The organism is Acidocella aromatica, assembly GCF_014201825.1.
Classification (GTDB): Bacteria; Pseudomonadota; Alphaproteobacteria; order Acetobacterales; family Acetobacteraceae; genus Acidocella; species Acidocella aromatica.
This window is the reverse complement of record NZ_JACHFJ010000001.1, coordinates 327,509-341,620: the sequence shown is the minus strand read 5'-3', so window position 1 is coordinate 341,620 and position 14,112 is coordinate 327,509. Positions and strand designations below refer to the sequence as shown.

The following is a 14,112-nucleotide window of genomic DNA, read 5'->3' as shown; positions in this document are numbered from 1 at the left end:
ATTGCCCGCGTAGCATTGTTGAAAATCCTAAACGTGCGGATCATAAGAAGATCATGTCTGCAGCCCTCCAGAACGATGACACGTTGGACGATATCGGCACCAGGCTGAAGCTGGTGCGCCAGATTTTCGGGCTGACGCAGCGCGAGCTGGCACGCCGTGCGGGGGTGACGAACGGGGCGATCTCGCTGATCGAGCAAAACCGGGTCAGCCCGTCCATTTCCTCGTTGAAGAAGATTTTGGACGGTATTCCGCTCTCTCTGGCCGATTTCTTCACGCTCAACTTCTCGCCGTCGGACAATGTGTTCTTCACCGCCGACGAACTGACTGAGATCTCCTACGATCCGGCGATTTCGATGCGCATGATCGGCCGCAAGGTGAAGGACCGCTCGCTACAGATGTTGCGTGAGACCTATCAGCCTGGGGCCGATACTGGCGATGCCATGCTCCGCCACGATGGCGAGGAATGCGGCATCGTGGTCTCGGGCAGTGTGATACTAACCGTGGGCGTGCAGGAGCGCGTGCTCAGCCCCGGCGATGCCTATTATTTCCGCTCCGACATCCCGCACCGCTTCCGCAACCCGGGACCGGAGCCCTGTGTGCTGATCAGCGCCAACTCGCCGCCCTCGTTCTAGCCGTGGCGGTGCGGCTCTCCGGTGGGTGCCTCTGCGGCGCCGTGACCTACAGGCTGGATTACGAGCCGGGAGACGTCGCCGATATCTGCTTCTGCGGCGCATGCCGCAAGGCGAGCGGCGCGGCATCGCTGCCCTGGGTGCAAGTGGCGCCATCGCGGTTTCACGTCACCAAGGGGCAGGCGAGGGGCTACGCCTCATCCGTACACGCCACCCGCTGGTTTTGCCCCGATTGCGGCGGCCCGCTTTACATGACCGACGATGAAGGCCGGTCGGTCGGCGTCACCCTCGGCTCGCTTGACGCCCCGGAGGCCATCCGCCCCACCGTGCAGGGCTGGGTTTGCGAGCGCGTCTCCTGGCAGGCGCAGGATGAAACGCTGCCCGCTTACGACAAAGCCCCGCCTTACGACCTATGAGCCTGCCGGAGCGCGGCAAGCACCGGGGCGGCGATCACCAGTGCTTCGATATTCCAGATGATGAAGACGAGATTGCTCGGCCCTTCCACCACCATGTCGGCCAGGGCCAGCACGGCCAGGAACGCCGCGGCGGCGATTTCCTCCCAACCCATCTGCTGCGGCTTGTCTTTGCTCCAGAAGCGCAGCACGGCGGCGATGACCGGAACAATGAAAACCGGCGTCGGCGCGTCGCGGTAGCGGCCATCGAACACCAGCAGTGACTGGAACACAGCGGCGGAGACGAGGAAAATGAACCATAGGCTGTCATAATTCACGGCCAGACGGAACCGGCGAAGGCCCGCCAGCACGGCGGCTCCGGTGGTCACGGGCGGCAGCGCCCGCCCAGCCAGAAGGGCGTCAACCCGGCGGATGGCCAGCAGCGCGAACAAGGCCTGCAAGGGTAGGTTCACCAGCGCGTCGAGCAGCATCCATGTCTCGTAGGGCAGGCTGGCTTCCCTGGGGGTGAACAGCACGCCCAGATGATGCCAGTACACATTCAGGTAGGGCAGGGTGCCCACGCAGGCCACGGCAAGGCCGTTACCCAGCGCGAAGGCGGGCAGAACGAGGCGCAGATCGCGAAATCCCACGGCGGCGAACAGCAGCACCCCGGCTAAAGCCGCGAAGCCCGCGTACCAGGGCCATTGCGGGTTCTCCACCACCGGGCCGTTGAGAGGGAATTTCGGTTGACGTCCGGCGGTCCAGATGCCCCAATTCGCCCCGGCCACGCCCTCGGAGGTCTTCCAATTCTGGTCGAATGCCTCGATCAGGTTGTAATCCACCCCATCGCGCGCCGCGAGCGTGGCGAAGCGGCGCAGGAACACGGCCTCCTGCACGCGTCCCGTGGCGGCGGGGCCGCGCCAGCGTCCGGCCGAGGGCCAGCCCGTCTCGCCGATGGAAATCTGCTTGCCGGGGAACATGGTTTTGAACTGCTCGATGGTGGACTGGATTGCGGCCAGGGCGCCATCCACGCTGAGCGGGGTATCCTCCCAGTAGGGTAGGAAATGGATCATCACCACATCCACATGCGGCGCCACCTGGGGGAATTTCTTCCAGAAATCGGTGACATCGGCATAGGCCACGGGCTGCTTTACCCTGGCGCGCACATAGTCGATGTTCTTGATCAGATCATCCACCGAGAGGTCGCGGCGCAGGAGCACTTCGTTACCGACGATGACGCGGGTGATGACATCCGGGTGCGCGTTGGCCTCGGCGATCCCGGCGGCGATCTCCTTGGCGTTGTCGGCGGTGTTGCCGCTCAGCCAGATGCCGAGCCAAACCTTCAGCCCCGCCTGCTTGGCCAGCGCGCCGATATCGTAATCCCCATGGCTGGAGGAATAGGTGCGGATGCCATTGGATTCGGTGGCGATGAGCTTCAGGTCCTTGGCTACCTCGGCGCCTGTGGGGTAGTCGGTAGAGAAGGGGCTCTGCCAGCGCTGGTACGGCCCGTAGGAGAGGCTGTTGAACTTGCCGGGCGGCATGGTCACATCCCCTGCCTGCGGCTGGTTCGGATTCGCCCACATGGCGAAGGTCAGCAGGCTCAGCAGCACGCAGGCCAGAAACGTTTTGATCATGGCCGCAGGCTTAGCCGGGCGGCGATTTTTGGGGAAGAGACGCGAAATGAATGACGAAGAGATCGGCCGCATCCTCACGCAGACGAAGCGCATCGCCCTGGTAGGCGCCTCGGCCAAGACGGAGCGTGCTTCCTACCATGTCATGGAATTTTTGCTGGAGAAGGGCTTCGACGTAACGCCGGTGAATCCGGGCCTCGCAGGGCGGGAGATTCTGGGCCGCAAGGTGGTGGCGAGCTTGGCCGAAGCCACCCCGTTGGAGATGGTGGATCTGTTCCGCCGGGCGGAAGAGGTGGAGGCTCCGGTGGAGGAGGCGATCCGCCTGGGCGCGAAGACGATTTGGATGCAACTCGGGGTGGTCAATGAGGCCGCGGCGGCCAAGGCCCGCACCGCCGGGCTCGCCGTGGTGATGGACCGCTGCCCCGCGATCGAGATGCCGCGTCTGGGGCTTTAGGCGGGCTGTCCCAGGGCTAGCCCGGCGGTGTGGCTTGTGCCGCCGGCCAGGGGGGCGAGTTCGTCAAGCGTGACGGGCGGAGTGATGAGCAACTCCACGCCTGGCTCCACCTCAAACCGTTCGGCAAGGGTCAGCAGTGTCAGGGCCAGGCGTTCCACCGAGGTTCCGAACACGGAGGGCACTGCGCAATCTGGTGTCACCGTGGCGGTGGGGACGAAGCGGGGGGCTTGGGCCAGCCTATAAGTGTAAAATGGGCCGCCTTGAGGCGGCCCTGCCGGAATTTTAGCCCAGAGCCGCCTTCTGCGCCGCGAACAACTCCGCCGTGCCCTGGCGGGCAAGGCTCAGCAGCGCCTGGAAGGAGGCGTCGTCGAAGGTGGATTTCTCCGCCGTGGCCTGGATCTCCACAATGCCGCCGCCCTGGGTGAGGATGAAATTGGCATCGGCATCGGCGGCGGAATCCTCGGTATAGTCGAGGTCCAGCACCGGGTTGCCCTGGAAGATGCCGCAGGAGACGGCTGCTACCTGGCCGGTGAACGGGATGGCCTTGATGACGTTATTGCTCCGCAGCTTGCGGAAGGCCAGCGCCAGCGCCACGTAGGCCCCGGTGATGGCGGCGCAGCGCGTGCCGCCATCGGCGTTCAGCACGTCGCAGTCCAGGGTGACGGTGATCTCGCCCATGGCCTTGCGGTCCACCACGGCGCGCAAGGCACGCCCGATCAGACGCTGGATCTCCTGCGTGCGGCCGGACTGCTTGCCGCGCGCGGCCTCGCGGTCGCCGCGGGTATGGGTGGCACGAGGCAGCATGCCGTATTCGGCGGTGATCCAACCCTCACCCTGGCCGCGCATGAAACCCGGCACCTTGCCCTCCACGCTGGCGGTGCACAGTACCTCGGTGCCGCCCATGCGGATCAGCGCCGAGCCCTCGGCGTGGTGGGAGAACCCGGTCTCAATGGAGACTTTCCGGAGTTCGTTAAAATTTCTGCCTGAGGGGCGCATGATAGTCTCTCCTGATCGATCTTCGGTGCTATTATCCGAGACTGTGACAATGGACCATAGAGGCAAATCTCCCCCGCCCCGCCTGCCGCCAGGGCTCGATATCCGCTCAGCCGCCGTGCTGCGCGAGATCGTGGAGCAATACGTGGAGACCGGCGAGCCGGTGGGTAGCCGCACACTCTCGCGCTTGCTGCCGCAGAAGCTCTCCCCCGCAACCATCCGCAATGTGATGGCGGACCTCACCGATGCCGGGCTGTTGTTCTCGCCACATACCTCGGCCGGGCGCCTGCCCACCGAGCGCGGCCTGCGCTTGTTCGTGGACGGATTGCTGCAATTCGGCGAACTGGCCGAGGAGGAACGCGCGACGATCAACATGGCGCTGGCGGGTTCCGGGCGATCCTTGCAGGACACGCTGGCCCAGGCCAGCTCCATGCTCTCGGGCCTCTCCGCCGCCGCGGGCCTCGTGCTGGCGCCCAAGGGCGAGGGGGCGGTGAAGCATATCGAGTTCGTGCCGCTCTCCCCGGGGCGGGCGCTGGTGGTGCTGGTCTCGGCTGACGGCCAGGTGGAGAACCGGATCATCGAAACCCCGCCCGGCCTGCCGCCCAGCGCGCTGCAACAGGCGAGCAATTACCTTAACGCCCGGCTCTCGGGGCTGACCATCGCGGAGCTGCGCAAGCAGGTGGGCGACGAGATGGCCCTCGACCGCACGGAGCTGGACGCGCTGACCAGCGCCGTCATCGAGGCCGGGCTGGCCGATTGGGGCAGCGAGGGCAGGGGCGGCTCGCTGATCCTGCGCGGCCAGGGGCGGCTGCTGGAGGATGTGGACCAGCTGGAGAAGCTCGCCGCTATCCAGGCGCTGTTCGAGCGGCTTGAGGCCGAGGAGACCATGCTGCGCCTGCTGGAGCTGGCGGAGACGTCGGATGGCGTGCGGATCTTCATTGGTGCGGAATCGGGGCTGTTTGGTGCGGCGGGCGTCTCCATGGTCGTGGCCCCGGCACGCAACGCGCAGGACCGGATCGTCGGGGCAATTGGGGTGATCGGGCCGACGCGGATCAATTATGGCCGTATCATTCCGGTTGTGGATTACACCGCGCGGGTGATCGGCCGCCTCTTGGGATAGCCTCGCCGCGCGCCTATCTCTGGGGCGAAGTTTTCCAGGGAGATTTCATGAAGCTCGCATTCATAGGCCTCGGCCAAATGGGCCAGGGCATGGCGGCCAATCTCGTCAAGGCCGGGCATGATGTCACGGTGTATAACCGTTCAGCGGATAAGGCGGCCGCGCTGGTGGCGCAAGGCGCAAAGCTGGCCCGCACGCCCGCCGAAGCGGGGGAAGGTGTTGAGGCCGTGTTCACCATGCTTGCCGACGACAAGGCGCTGGAGGCGGTGGTGTTCGGCGCCGATGGCCTGATCTCCACCCTTGCCCCCGGGGCAATGCATGTTTCCGCCAGCACCATCAGCGTGGCGTTGGCCGAGCGGCTGGCGCAGGCGCATGCCGAGGCCGGGCAGGATTTTGTCTCGGCCCCCGTGTTCGGCCGGCCGGATGCCGCCGCGGCGGCCAAGCTGTTCATCGTGGCGGCTGGCGCGCCGGAGGTGATCGCCCGGCTGCAGCCGGTTTTCGACGTTCTGGGCCAGCGCACCTTCGTACTCTCCGAGACGCCGTCACGCGCCAATCTGGTCAAGCTTTCGGGAAATTTCCTTATCGGCTCGGTAATCGAATCGCTGAGTGAGGCGATCGCCCTGGTCGCCAAGGGCGGTATCGACCCGGCTGCTTATCTCGAACTGCTAACCTCCACCCTGTTCACCGCCCCAGTGTACAAAACGTATGGCGGGCTGATCGTGGGCGAGAAATTCACTCCGGCCGGGTTCGCGGCCCCGTTGGGGCAGAAGGATGTCCGCTTGGTGCTTGCCGCCGCCGAGACGCTGAACGTGCCCCTGCCGCTGGCCAGCCTGCTGCGCGACCGTTTTCTGGCCCTGCTGGCCCAGCCGGAAGGCGCCGAGTTGGACTGGTCGGCCATAAGCACGCTCGCCAGGCGGGATTCCGGCCAATAGAGGTTGCAGCGGGGCGCAGGCTTCGATATAGCCTCCCTCGCCCTGGCTTTGCCGTCCTAGCTCAGTTGGTAGAGCAACTGATTCGTAATCAGTAGGTCGCCGGTTCGATTCCGGCGGACGGCACCAGGAAAATCGAACATTTATGCGCCTCCGGCAGTTTAAGTCGATTCTGGAAGGGCACAATGGCCCTGAACGGAACCTGATGATGCCGCCGGTCAACGTGGGCCATACCATTCCTGGTGGGGCTGCTTGCTTTGTAACTTAGGGAGCCGCAATCCGGCGGGATGTTTTTGTTCAGTTGCGGCGTGAGTTGCTGGTTCCGCGCTAGTTGGCGCTTCGGTTGGCGCCGGCGGCTATAGCGCATGGGTTGCGGCCAGAAATATTCCACCTTGGCATTGCCCCTAATGCTAATCAGAACAAATAAAGTTGGAATTACAGAGCGGTTAATACTTAATTTTCAGTTAAAATTTCTGACAATTTCACTTTCTTTCCCAGAAGGTGTGCTTCGGACCCTTGTACGGTTAGATTGCCTTTTTCGGAGGCGGCTATTCTTCACGCTTCGTCCTGGATCAATTCCAGGCCGATCTGGTTGCCATCAACCCAGCGACGCCGTGCGCGATAATAAATTCCACCGAACTCCAGCGAGACGAGTTCCGGCACCTGAGACGGGCGCACATAAGTCTCGATACGCACTCCGGTTTTGGACATGTCGAGAACTTCGCAACTGAGTACACGCGGTTCATTGCCGCCATAGGCCAAGCGCCCTAAAGAAGACAGCTTTTCCCGCTTCGCGCCACGCTGCTCGCCGCCAGGAGAGGTGGAGGAAGGGGCATCAGTATTTCCAAGCTCGGATTTTGAATCTGTGCTGTCCAAGGTATGCGCTGCCTAATACGAAAACATGACCGTACATAATCACAAGAGAATGAGAATATCACGACATTAATATGTATTTCGCAAACGCAGCAAAAATATCAACCGAGATTTATTTGTATAAAACATTCTAAAATATTTTGATTATATCAATTAAGATCTAAAGTGATGGATTTTAATTTCCGCTTTAATAAACTTTTTAGAATGAAAATTTTTTCTGCACGGAAAGTCTGTATTACAAATTAACAATGAATTATGTGGATTTTTTTCTGATTTGATGCTTTGATTTTAATAAGGTTTTTTAATTTGGAAGAGGTGCTTGCCATGGGTGCGATGACCTCACAATTCGATTCCACCAACCCGGAGCGTCGTAGTGAGCATAGGACGCGCGCGATAAAGTCAGGAAAACTGTTTTACGGTGGGTTCAGTCCTACTGTGGTGGACTGCATTATTCGCGATCTGTCGGCGAAGGGCGCCTGTGTCGAAACAGAAGTGATGGTTGATGTGCCGGAAACTTTGGTTTTGCGCTTTGCCGACGATACGCAGCGTAAGGTGCGGCGGTGCTGGGCGCGTGGGCATCTTATCGGCGTCGAGTTCATATCTTGAAGATAGTTGTTTTGGCGGTTGCCGGGATCACCCAAAGAGGGTGAAAGTGCCGCTCTAGCCTTCTCTCCTGTCACATTTCTGCAATGTGCAATGCTGCACTGCAGCGGCCGCATGCCCGCTGGTTTGGTGGTGCGCTGAAGGTAACATTTCGGCGAGCGCTGTTTTGGCGGAAATCTGGCATTTGAGGCCTGGTTCCGACACCTCAAAACGGTCGCCGATAACAAATATGTCAGAAATACTACAGTCCTCGGAGTGTCATGGCAGCTTCCCGCTGAGCGCGTTCTTTTTGTTTTGGAATAGCTTATACTGCTCGGCGCAACCAATTTGGTAAGGATACCATTAATGAAACTCCGTCTCGCGCTTGCCGCCGCCACTTGCCTGGCCCTGCCGCTTGCCGCCCAGGCCCAGCCCGTCAAGGGCCCGTATGTCAGCCTCGGCGCTGGCACCACGATGCAGGATGGCTTCAGCTACGACAACCACAACGGCAGCTACGGCAAATTCAACAGCAGCATCTCCTACTCCGGCGTTGCCAGTGTTGGTTACGGCCTGGGCAATGGCTTCCGGGCTGAAATCGGGGGCAACTTCTACCGCAACAACCTGAGCTCCGCCCATAACTACGGCGCTGGCAACATCTCCGCCGCGCATGGCGGTGTTGAGACCTACGGCCCGATGGTCAACGTGCTGTACGACTTCAACGTCGGCCTGCCGATCTTCCCCTACCTGGGTGCCGGTGCGGGTTACCAGTGGGTTCATCTGTCCAACAGCCTGGCGGGCGATGGCAACGGCTACCGCGTTGGCGGCGACGCCGGCAGCTTCGCCTATCAGCTGATCGCCGGTGTGTCCTACCCGCTCCCCTGGGTGCCGGGTCTGTCCGCCACCGCCGAGTACCGCTTCATGCAGCTGGTCTCCAGCCGCAACTATGCTGAGGTCGGCGGCAATAACGGCATCGTGAAGCTGGGCCAGCACGACTACCACACCTTCCTGCTGGGCCTGCGCTACCAGCTCTTCAACGCCCCGGCCGCCGCTCCGGCTCCGGCCCCGGTTCCGGTCGCCGCTCCGGTCGCTGCCCCGGCTCCGGCGCCGGCCAAGACCTACCTGGTGTTCTTCGACTGGGATAAGGCGAACCTGACCCCGCGCGCGACCCAGATCATCGCCCAGGCCGCCGCCGACTCCAAGACCCAGAACGTCACCACCCTGAACGTTGCCGGTTACACCGACACCTCGGGCACCGCGGTGTACAACCAGGGTCTGTCCGAGCGTCGCGCCAAGGCCGTCGCCGCGCAGCTGGTGCAGGACGGCGTTCCTGCCTCCGAGATCGAGATCCAGGCCTACGGCGCCACTCACCTGCTGGTCCCGACCGGCCCGGGCGTGCGCGAGCCGCAGAACCGCCGCGTCGAGATCGTCCTCAAGTAACGGTCCTCAACGCCCACAAGAAAACCCCGGCAGACCGCCGGGGTTTTTTTATGCCTTAACTGCCGGGCGCCCAGCGCAGCAGGCGGCGCAGGGTCTTGTCCACGGCCACGTACAACCCGATGGCGATAGCCATCAGCACTACGAGCGCCGCGAACATAAGGTCCGGCTGGATGCGCGCATTGGCGTTCAGCATCACATACCCAAGCCCCGAGGATGCCCCCACCCACTCGCCCAGTATGGCCCCGATGGGCGCCACCGCAGCCGCCACGCGCAGGCCCGAGCCCAAGGCGGGTAGGGCGGCTGGCAGGCGCAGCCTTAGCAGCACGTAAAGCGGTTTGGCGTTCATGGTGCGGGCAAGGTCCAGCCAGCCCGCCTCGGTGCGGCGCAGCCCGTCGAGGAAATTCGCCGTGACGGGGAAAAAGATGACCAGCATGGCCATGGCCACCTTGGAGGTGAGCCCGAAGCCCAGCCACAGCACCATCAGCGGCGCCAGGGCGAATACGGGAATCGCCTGGCTCAGCACCAGCACCGGCAGCAGCCAGCGCTGCAACACCGGCGAGGCCGCCACGCCCAGCGCCGCCAGCGCCCCGAGGATCGTACCGCCCGTGAGCCCTATGGCGATTTCCGCCAGAGTTACGCCCGCATTGGTGGCCAGATACTCCCGCTGCGTCCATAACGCCGCCCCCACGGCCTGGGGGCTTGGCAGCATATAAGGCGGCACGCCGCCATAGGCCGCCATGGCCCACCATAGCGCGATAAACCCCGCGAGTGTGATGAACGGGCGGATCATGCCGGGCTCAGCGCGGCGAGCCGGCGCAGCAGCTCACCCTGCATATGTAGTACCGAATTGTTATCTGGCGCGCGGGGCGGCGCGCCCGGCACGGTGAGTGGAGAGCCCAGAGTTGCAGGGTTACCCGCCAGTACCCAGAGGCTGTGCCCCAGCCGACAGGCTTCCAGCGGATCATGGGTGATCAGCAGCACCGTGCGCTGGTCCAGCAACTCGGCCGCCAGCTCCTGGATTCGCGCGCGGCTGATCGCATCCAGCGCCGAGAACGGCTCGTCCATCAGCACCACGGGACGCTCCTCATACAATGTGCGGGCCAGGGCCACGCGCTGGCGTTCGCCGCCAGAGAGCGTGGCGGGCAGCGCGCGCAGCCTATGCCCCAACCCCACGCGGTGCAGCAGCGCCTCGGCCCGTTGCGGGTCGCGTGCTTCTCCCCGCAACGTAGCCCCGAGCATCACATTGTTCAGTGCGCTGGCCCAGGGCAGCAGCAAATCCTGCTGCGCCATATAGGCCACGCGCCCAGCCAGGGGCGCGTTATCCTCGGCATACACACGGCCCGCGGCTGGCGCTTCCAGCCCGGCGATAATCCGCAGCAGGCTCGTCTTGCCCACGCCACTCGGCCCCAGCAGCGCGGAAAACCGTCCGCCGGGGAGCGTAACGCTAAGGTTCTCGAAGATGCTCTCCCCGGCATAGCGCAGGCAGAGCCCCTCGATGACGATCCCAGGCGGAGGCATGTTACGCGGTGATCTGTACCGCGTAGGCGCTGAGCGGCAGATCCTTCTTGATCAGCCCGGCAGCGCGCATGAAGTCCCGATACTTGGTGTAGCGGGCGGCATCCAGCGCCGCCGGATCGCGCGCGAAGTATGGCGGCAGCGCGTGCCAGGAGGCGATGTCCAACTTGTCGTTCAGGCTGGGGTTATCCTTCAGGAACAGCGCTAGCATCTTCTCCGGCTCAGCCTCCAGCGCGGCCACGCCCTCGCGCAGAGCCCCCAGGAAACCAGCCAGCGCCGGAGCTTTCAGCTTGCTCTCTGCGGAGAGCAGGATCAGCTCATCGGCTTGCGGCACGCCGTAATCCTCGGGTGCGAAGATCACTGGCTCCAGCCCGGCCTGGGCCAGTTGGATATCCTCATAGGTGCGGAACGTGCCGATCACCGCATCCACCTCGCGCGATTGCAGCGCGGTAACGAGGTTGAAGTTCACATTCACCAGCGTCACGTCGCTGAGTTGCAGCCCCACCGATTTCAGCATGGTGCCGATTAGCACCGTTTCCACCCCGGCCACCGAATAGCCGATCTTGCGGCCCTTGAGGTCGGCAAGCTTGGTGATTCCGCTTTGCTTCAGCGCGGTCAGCGTGTTCAGCGGCTTGTCGATCAGCGTGCCGGTGCGGCGCAGCGGCAGGCCCTGGTCCACCAGCAGATAAAGCTGCGGCTGGTAGCTCAGGCAGGCATCAGCCTGCCCGGCGGCCACAAGGCGCGGCGGCACGTCAGGGTCGGTGGGGGCGATGAGCTTCACATCCAGCCCGGCACGGGCGAAGGCGCCGCAATATTTGGCGGCGAAAAGTGGCGCGTGGTCCGGGTTGATGAACCAGTCCAGGATGAGGGTGAAGCTCTGCGCGCTGGCGGCGCGGGCCAGGGCAGGGGCCGCCAGAGTCGCGGCAACGGATGAGACAAAATGACGGCGTAGCATATTCGGCACTCCCTTCGCTGGCATTACCCAGGCAGGTTCAGCGGGTGTGATCTCAGCCCGCACAGCGCGGGCACCCCGGATGCGCAATCATGTTGCCGAACGCCGTTCGGCGTCAAGCGTGGCGGTTTATCCCTCGGCGCAGAGCGGCGCGGCCTTTGCTCCCAGCGCCTCGCACGCTTCCCGGGGCGAGAGCACCACGATCACCCCTCGCTTACCGCCATTGATCCCCACCGTCTCGAAGCCCATGGCCGAAGTCTCGAACAGCACTGGCACCTTGCGGCGCTGCCCGAACGGGCTGATGCCTCCGGTACGATAGCCGGTCAGGCGCTCGGCCTTCTCGGGCGGCATCATCGCCGCCGATTTACCGCCCAGGGCCGAGGCCACCAGCTTCATCGAGAGGTTTTTATCCCCCGGCAGCACCGCGCAGGCGGGGGCGTTGTCCACCTCCAGCATCAGCGTCTTCAGCAACTGGCCGGGCGGAATGCCCGTGGCCTCAGCGGCTTGCAGGGCCACGCGCTCCTGGCCCGGATCGTACTTATATTCCAAGACACGGAAGGGGATGTTGGCGGCACGGAGAAACTGCGTCGCCGGGGTGCCGGTGCTCATGTGTCGGTCCTTGTCATCTCACGGTCGAGCCAGCGCATCAGCACCCCGACCACATAATTTTGTTCCCCGCCGCTTAGCCCCTGCCCCTGTGGTATGCGGTGCCATTTGGCCAGACAGCCCCGGCAGCAGCAGGCCGTGGCGTGCTGGGCGATGAACACCGGATGCCCGCGCATCGGCGTCTGCCGCCCATCATTGGCCGGGGCCTCCGGGGCCAGGCGGGTGGAAATAAACGCCCGTGCATGTTCCGCGATCACCTCCCGCCCCTGGGCTCGGGCGTAATCGCGCTCGCGCGGGCCCAGACGAAACCGGCTGCGGAATTTGGAGCGGGCGAGCCGGGTGAAGAGATCCTCCTCCGGCACGTTGTGGCTCAGATCTGCCCCGCCAGAATCGCCACCGCCACCGCCACCCCCACCTCGCGGTTGAGCTTGAACAGGGTCAGGCAATAGGCCGGATTGTCGATATCCAGCGTGACCACCTGCCACGCCAGCAGCCCGGCCGGGATCAGCATCAGCCAATAAGCCCAGATATGCAGCCCGCTGCCCCAGAAGGCGAGCAGCAGGAGCAGCACGGTGCCGCTGTAGCAGACGGCCGCCATCTGCCGCGTGCGAGCCCCGAACAGTCGGGCGGTGGATTTCACCCCCACCACCGTGTCATCCTCGCGGTCCTGATGCGCGTAGATCGTGTCATAGGCCAGGATCCACAGAATCGTCGCAGCGTAGAGCGGCAGCGCCGGCCAAGCGAGATGTCCCGCTGCGGCGGCATAGCCCATCGGCGCGCCCCAGCCGAAGGTGAAGCCCAGCACCACCTGCGGCCACCAGGTGACGCGCTTGGCCGCCGGATACAGCGCTACCAGCAGCAATGAGCATACACCCAAAATTTGCGCCGTACGGTTGAGCAGCAGCAGGATTATCAGCCCCGTAAGACATAGCAGCGCGAGGAAGACGACCGCCTGTGTTACGCTCACGGCACCCGAAGCCAAGGGCCGCCCGCGCGTGCGCTCCACCTGTGCGTCGAGCTTGCGGTCCCACAGATCGTTCACCACGCAGCCCGCCCCGCGCATCACCACCGAGCCCAGCCCGAACAGCAGCGCCAGCCCCAGCCCGGACCAGAAGCCATGGGCCGCAAGGCATATGGCCCACAGCCCTGGCAGAAAGAGTAGCCAGACGCCGATCGGCCGGTCGAGCCGGGCCAGCAACACATAGGGTACGAAGCGCGGCGGCACATGGGCCACCCAGCCGGTCAGGTGTATATCGGTGAATCCGCTCATGGGTGCTATTCAGCGCCGCATGAGCATCGCGTCAATTCGTCTATACGTGCCTGGGCCGCTGGCGGCCGGCGGTGAAATCGCGCTTTCCGAGGCGCAATCCCACTATATCGCCACCGTGATGCGCGCGGCGGAAGGGGATGCCCTGCGCGTTTTCGATGGCGCGAGCGGCGAATGGCGCGCTGCTGTCTCCAAACTTTCCCGTAAGGCTGTGACGCTAACGCTCATCGAGCAAACCCGTCCCCAGGCCCCGGAGCCCGATGCCTGGCTCTGCTTCGCCCTGCTCAAGCGCGCCAAGACGGACATGGTGGTGGAGAAGGCGACCGAACTGGGCGTCTCGGTCATCCAGCCGATCATCACTGCACGAACCAATGCCGACCATGTGAACCTGGACCGGTTGCGTGCCATCGCCATCGAGGCCGCCGAGCAATGCGAGCGTCTGGCCGTGCCAGAAATTCGCGCCCCGCTGCCGGTGGGCAGGCTGATGGCGCAATGGCCCGAGGATCGTCCACTCTTTATCGCCGATGAACGCCGCACCGCCGGGCTGCTCGGCCCGGTAACGGGCAAGTCGGCGCTGATGGTCGGCCCCGAAGGCGGCTTTACCGAGGCGGAACTTGAAGCTATCGGTCGCATACCCCAGGTAACGCGCGTGTCCCTGGGAGCCCGCATCCTGCGGGCCGAAACCGCCGCCATAGCCGGGCTGACGCTGCAACTCGCAGCCCAGTCCTAACAGGG

General features: G+C 63.8%; 18 protein-coding genes, 1 tRNA gene and 1 riboswitch. Of the genes, 9 read left to right on the top strand and 10 right to left on the bottom strand.

From position 1 onward, the window contains the following. The first annotated feature begins 53 nt into the window (after positions 1 to 53). Positions 54 to 632 (top strand): cupin domain-containing protein, encoded by a 579-nt coding sequence (locus HNP71_RS01755; protein ID WP_183265115.1) that lies wholly within the window; start codon positions 54 to 56, stop codon positions 630 to 632. A gap of 2 nt (positions 633 to 634) precedes the next feature. Next, positions 635 to 1,045: a GFA family protein gene (locus tag HNP71_RS01750; protein ID WP_456304176.1), complete on the top strand. Its 411-nt coding sequence runs from the start codon at positions 635 to 637 to the stop codon at positions 1,043 to 1,045. Here the strand turns inward: HNP71_RS01750 and HNP71_RS01745 are convergent. Then, entirely contained in the window at positions 1,033 to 2,655 is a 1,623-nt protein-coding gene (locus HNP71_RS01745) for a glycoside hydrolase family 17 protein (protein ID WP_183265113.1), read from the bottom strand. The genes HNP71_RS01750 and HNP71_RS01745 overlap by 13 nt on opposite strands. Positions 2,656 to 2,701: 46 nt before the next feature. On the opposite strand from HNP71_RS01745, the gene HNP71_RS01740 reads away from it, so the two are divergent. Beyond that, complete coding sequence (locus HNP71_RS01740; RefSeq protein WP_183265112.1) at positions 2,702 to 3,106, top strand: CoA-binding protein; 405 nt, start codon at positions 2,702 to 2,704, stop codon at positions 3,104 to 3,106. On the opposite strand, the gene HNP71_RS01735 is transcribed toward HNP71_RS01740, so the two are convergent. Both HNP71_RS01735 and rph read right to left on the bottom strand, forming a co-directional pair. Next, positions 3,103 to 3,279 (bottom strand): hypothetical protein, encoded by a 177-nt coding sequence (locus tag HNP71_RS01735; RefSeq protein ID WP_183265111.1) that lies wholly within the window; start codon positions 3,277 to 3,279, stop codon positions 3,103 to 3,105. The two genes, HNP71_RS01740 and HNP71_RS01735, sit on opposite strands and share 4 nt — an antisense overlap. A gap of 109 nt (positions 3,280 to 3,388) precedes the next feature. Next, on the bottom strand, positions 3,389 to 4,102 hold the full coding sequence (rph, locus tag HNP71_RS01730; RefSeq protein WP_183265110.1) for a ribonuclease PH: 714 nt from the start codon (positions 4,100 to 4,102) through the stop codon (positions 3,389 to 3,391). 49 nt (positions 4,103 to 4,151) lie between these two features. Between rph and hrcA the strand changes: the two genes are divergently transcribed. The 3 genes from hrcA (at position 4,152) to HNP71_RS01715 (ending at position 6,274) form a co-directional block, all read left to right on the top strand. Next, a complete protein-coding gene (gene hrcA, locus HNP71_RS01725; RefSeq protein WP_183265109.1) occupies positions 4,152 to 5,219 on the top strand; it encodes a heat-inducible transcriptional repressor HrcA in 1,068 nt (355 codons plus the stop codon). A gap of 47 nt (positions 5,220 to 5,266) precedes the next feature. Continuing rightward, on the top strand, positions 5,267 to 6,148 hold the full coding sequence (locus tag HNP71_RS01720; protein WP_183265108.1) for an NAD(P)-dependent oxidoreductase: 882 nt from the start codon (positions 5,267 to 5,269) through the stop codon (positions 6,146 to 6,148). 50 nt (positions 6,149 to 6,198) lie between these two features. Continuing rightward, a tRNA-Thr gene (locus HNP71_RS01715) sits at positions 6,199 to 6,274 on the top strand. A gap of 426 nt (positions 6,275 to 6,700) precedes the next feature. Here the strand turns inward: HNP71_RS01715 and HNP71_RS01710 are convergent. Then, a complete protein-coding gene (locus tag HNP71_RS01710; RefSeq protein WP_183265107.1) occupies positions 6,701 to 7,021 on the bottom strand; it encodes a hypothetical protein in 321 nt (106 codons plus the stop codon). Between the two features lie 321 nt (positions 7,022 to 7,342). Between HNP71_RS01710 and HNP71_RS01705 the strand changes: the two genes are divergently transcribed. Both HNP71_RS01705 and HNP71_RS01700 read left to right on the top strand, forming a co-directional pair. After that, a complete protein-coding gene (locus HNP71_RS01705) occupies positions 7,343 to 7,624 on the top strand; it encodes a PilZ domain-containing protein (protein WP_183265106.1) in 282 nt (93 codons plus the stop codon). A 342-nt stretch (positions 7,625 to 7,966) separates the two neighbouring features. Beyond that, the gene (locus HNP71_RS01700; protein WP_183265105.1) at positions 7,967 to 9,037 is read left to right on the top strand and encodes an OmpA family protein; all 1,071 of its coding nucleotides are present in this window, start codon (positions 7,967 to 7,969) and stop codon (positions 9,035 to 9,037) included. A 55-nt stretch (positions 9,038 to 9,092) separates the two neighbouring features. Here HNP71_RS01700 and HNP71_RS01695 read toward each other — a convergent pair whose 3' ends face one another. From HNP71_RS01695 to ubiA, 6 genes are all read right to left on the bottom strand, one after another. Next, complete coding sequence (locus tag HNP71_RS01695) at positions 9,093 to 9,827, bottom strand: ABC transporter permease (protein WP_183265104.1); 735 nt, start codon at positions 9,825 to 9,827, stop codon at positions 9,093 to 9,095. Next, the gene (locus HNP71_RS01690) at positions 9,824 to 10,555 is read right to left on the bottom strand and encodes an ABC transporter ATP-binding protein (protein ID WP_183265103.1); all 732 of its coding nucleotides are present in this window, start codon (positions 10,553 to 10,555) and stop codon (positions 9,824 to 9,826) included. Before HNP71_RS01690 ends, HNP71_RS01695 begins: the two co-directional genes overlap by 4 nt. Position 10,556: 1 nt before the next feature. After that, positions 10,557 to 11,507: an ABC transporter substrate-binding protein gene (locus tag HNP71_RS01685; protein ID WP_246344013.1), complete on the bottom strand. Its 951-nt coding sequence runs from the start codon at positions 11,505 to 11,507 to the stop codon at positions 10,557 to 10,559. Next, positions 11,501 to 11,595, bottom strand: a riboswitch (TPP riboswitch). Its footprint overlaps the gene before it by 7 nt. 38 nt (positions 11,596 to 11,633) lie before the next feature. Beyond that, positions 11,634 to 12,113, bottom strand: a complete 480-nt coding sequence (gene ybaK, locus HNP71_RS01680; RefSeq protein WP_183265101.1) for a Cys-tRNA(Pro) deacylase — start codon at positions 12,111 to 12,113, stop codon at positions 11,634 to 11,636. After that, complete coding sequence (locus HNP71_RS01675) at positions 12,110 to 12,472, bottom strand: DUF4186 family protein (protein WP_183265100.1); 363 nt, start codon at positions 12,470 to 12,472, stop codon at positions 12,110 to 12,112. Before HNP71_RS01675 ends, ybaK begins: the two co-directional genes overlap by 4 nt. An 8-nt stretch (positions 12,473 to 12,480) precedes the next feature. Then, on the bottom strand, positions 12,481 to 13,389 hold the full coding sequence (ubiA, locus tag HNP71_RS01670; RefSeq protein WP_408840477.1) for a 4-hydroxybenzoate octaprenyltransferase: 909 nt from the start codon (positions 13,387 to 13,389) through the stop codon (positions 12,481 to 12,483). Between the two features lie 10 nt (positions 13,390 to 13,399). Here ubiA and HNP71_RS01665 point away from each other — a divergent pair, with 10 nt between their 5' ends. Beyond that, entirely contained in the window at positions 13,400 to 14,107 is a 708-nt protein-coding gene (locus HNP71_RS01665) for a 16S rRNA (uracil(1498)-N(3))-methyltransferase (protein WP_183265098.1), read from the top strand. The last annotated feature ends 5 nt before the right edge of the window (positions 14,108 to 14,112 follow it).

Excerpts from the sequence above, each read along its gene's own strand:
- HNP71_RS01690 (WP_183265103.1), bottom strand. The coding sequence starts at position 10,555 with ATGCCTCCGCCTGGGATCGTCATCGAGGGGCTCTGCCTGCGCTATGCC.
- HNP71_RS01700 (WP_183265105.1), top strand. The coding sequence starts at position 7,967 with ATGAAACTCCGTCTCGCGCTTGCCGCCGCCACTTGCCTGGCCCTGCCG.
- HNP71_RS01705 (WP_183265106.1), top strand. The coding sequence starts at position 7,343 with ATGGGTGCGATGACCTCACAATTCGATTCCACCAACCCGGAGCGTCGT.
- HNP71_RS01755 (WP_183265115.1), top strand. The coding sequence starts at position 54 with ATGTCTGCAGCCCTCCAGAACGATGACACGTTGGACGATATCGGCACC.
- hrcA (WP_183265109.1), top strand. The coding sequence starts at position 4,152 with ATGGACCATAGAGGCAAATCTCCCCCGCCCCGCCTGCCGCCAGGGCTC.
- HNP71_RS01745 (WP_183265113.1), bottom strand. The coding sequence starts at position 2,655 with ATGATCAAAACGTTTCTGGCCTGCGTGCTGCTGAGCCTGCTGACCTTC.
- HNP71_RS01695 (WP_183265104.1), bottom strand. The coding sequence starts at position 9,827 with ATGATCCGCCCGTTCATCACACTCGCGGGGTTTATCGCGCTATGGTGG.
- HNP71_RS01685 (WP_246344013.1), bottom strand. The coding sequence starts at position 11,507 with ATGCTACGCCGTCATTTTGTCTCATCCGTTGCCGCGACTCTGGCGGCC.
- rph (WP_183265110.1), bottom strand. The coding sequence starts at position 4,102 with ATGCGCCCCTCAGGCAGAAATTTTAACGAACTCCGGAAAGTCTCCATT.
- HNP71_RS01665 (WP_183265098.1), top strand. The coding sequence starts at position 13,400 with ATGAGCATCGCGTCAATTCGTCTATACGTGCCTGGGCCGCTGGCGGCC.
- HNP71_RS01720 (WP_183265108.1), top strand. The coding sequence starts at position 5,267 with ATGAAGCTCGCATTCATAGGCCTCGGCCAAATGGGCCAGGGCATGGCG.
- HNP71_RS01740 (WP_183265112.1), top strand. The coding sequence starts at position 2,702 with ATGAATGACGAAGAGATCGGCCGCATCCTCACGCAGACGAAGCGCATC.
- ybaK (WP_183265101.1), bottom strand. The coding sequence starts at position 12,113 with ATGAGCACCGGCACCCCGGCGACGCAGTTTCTCCGTGCCGCCAACATC.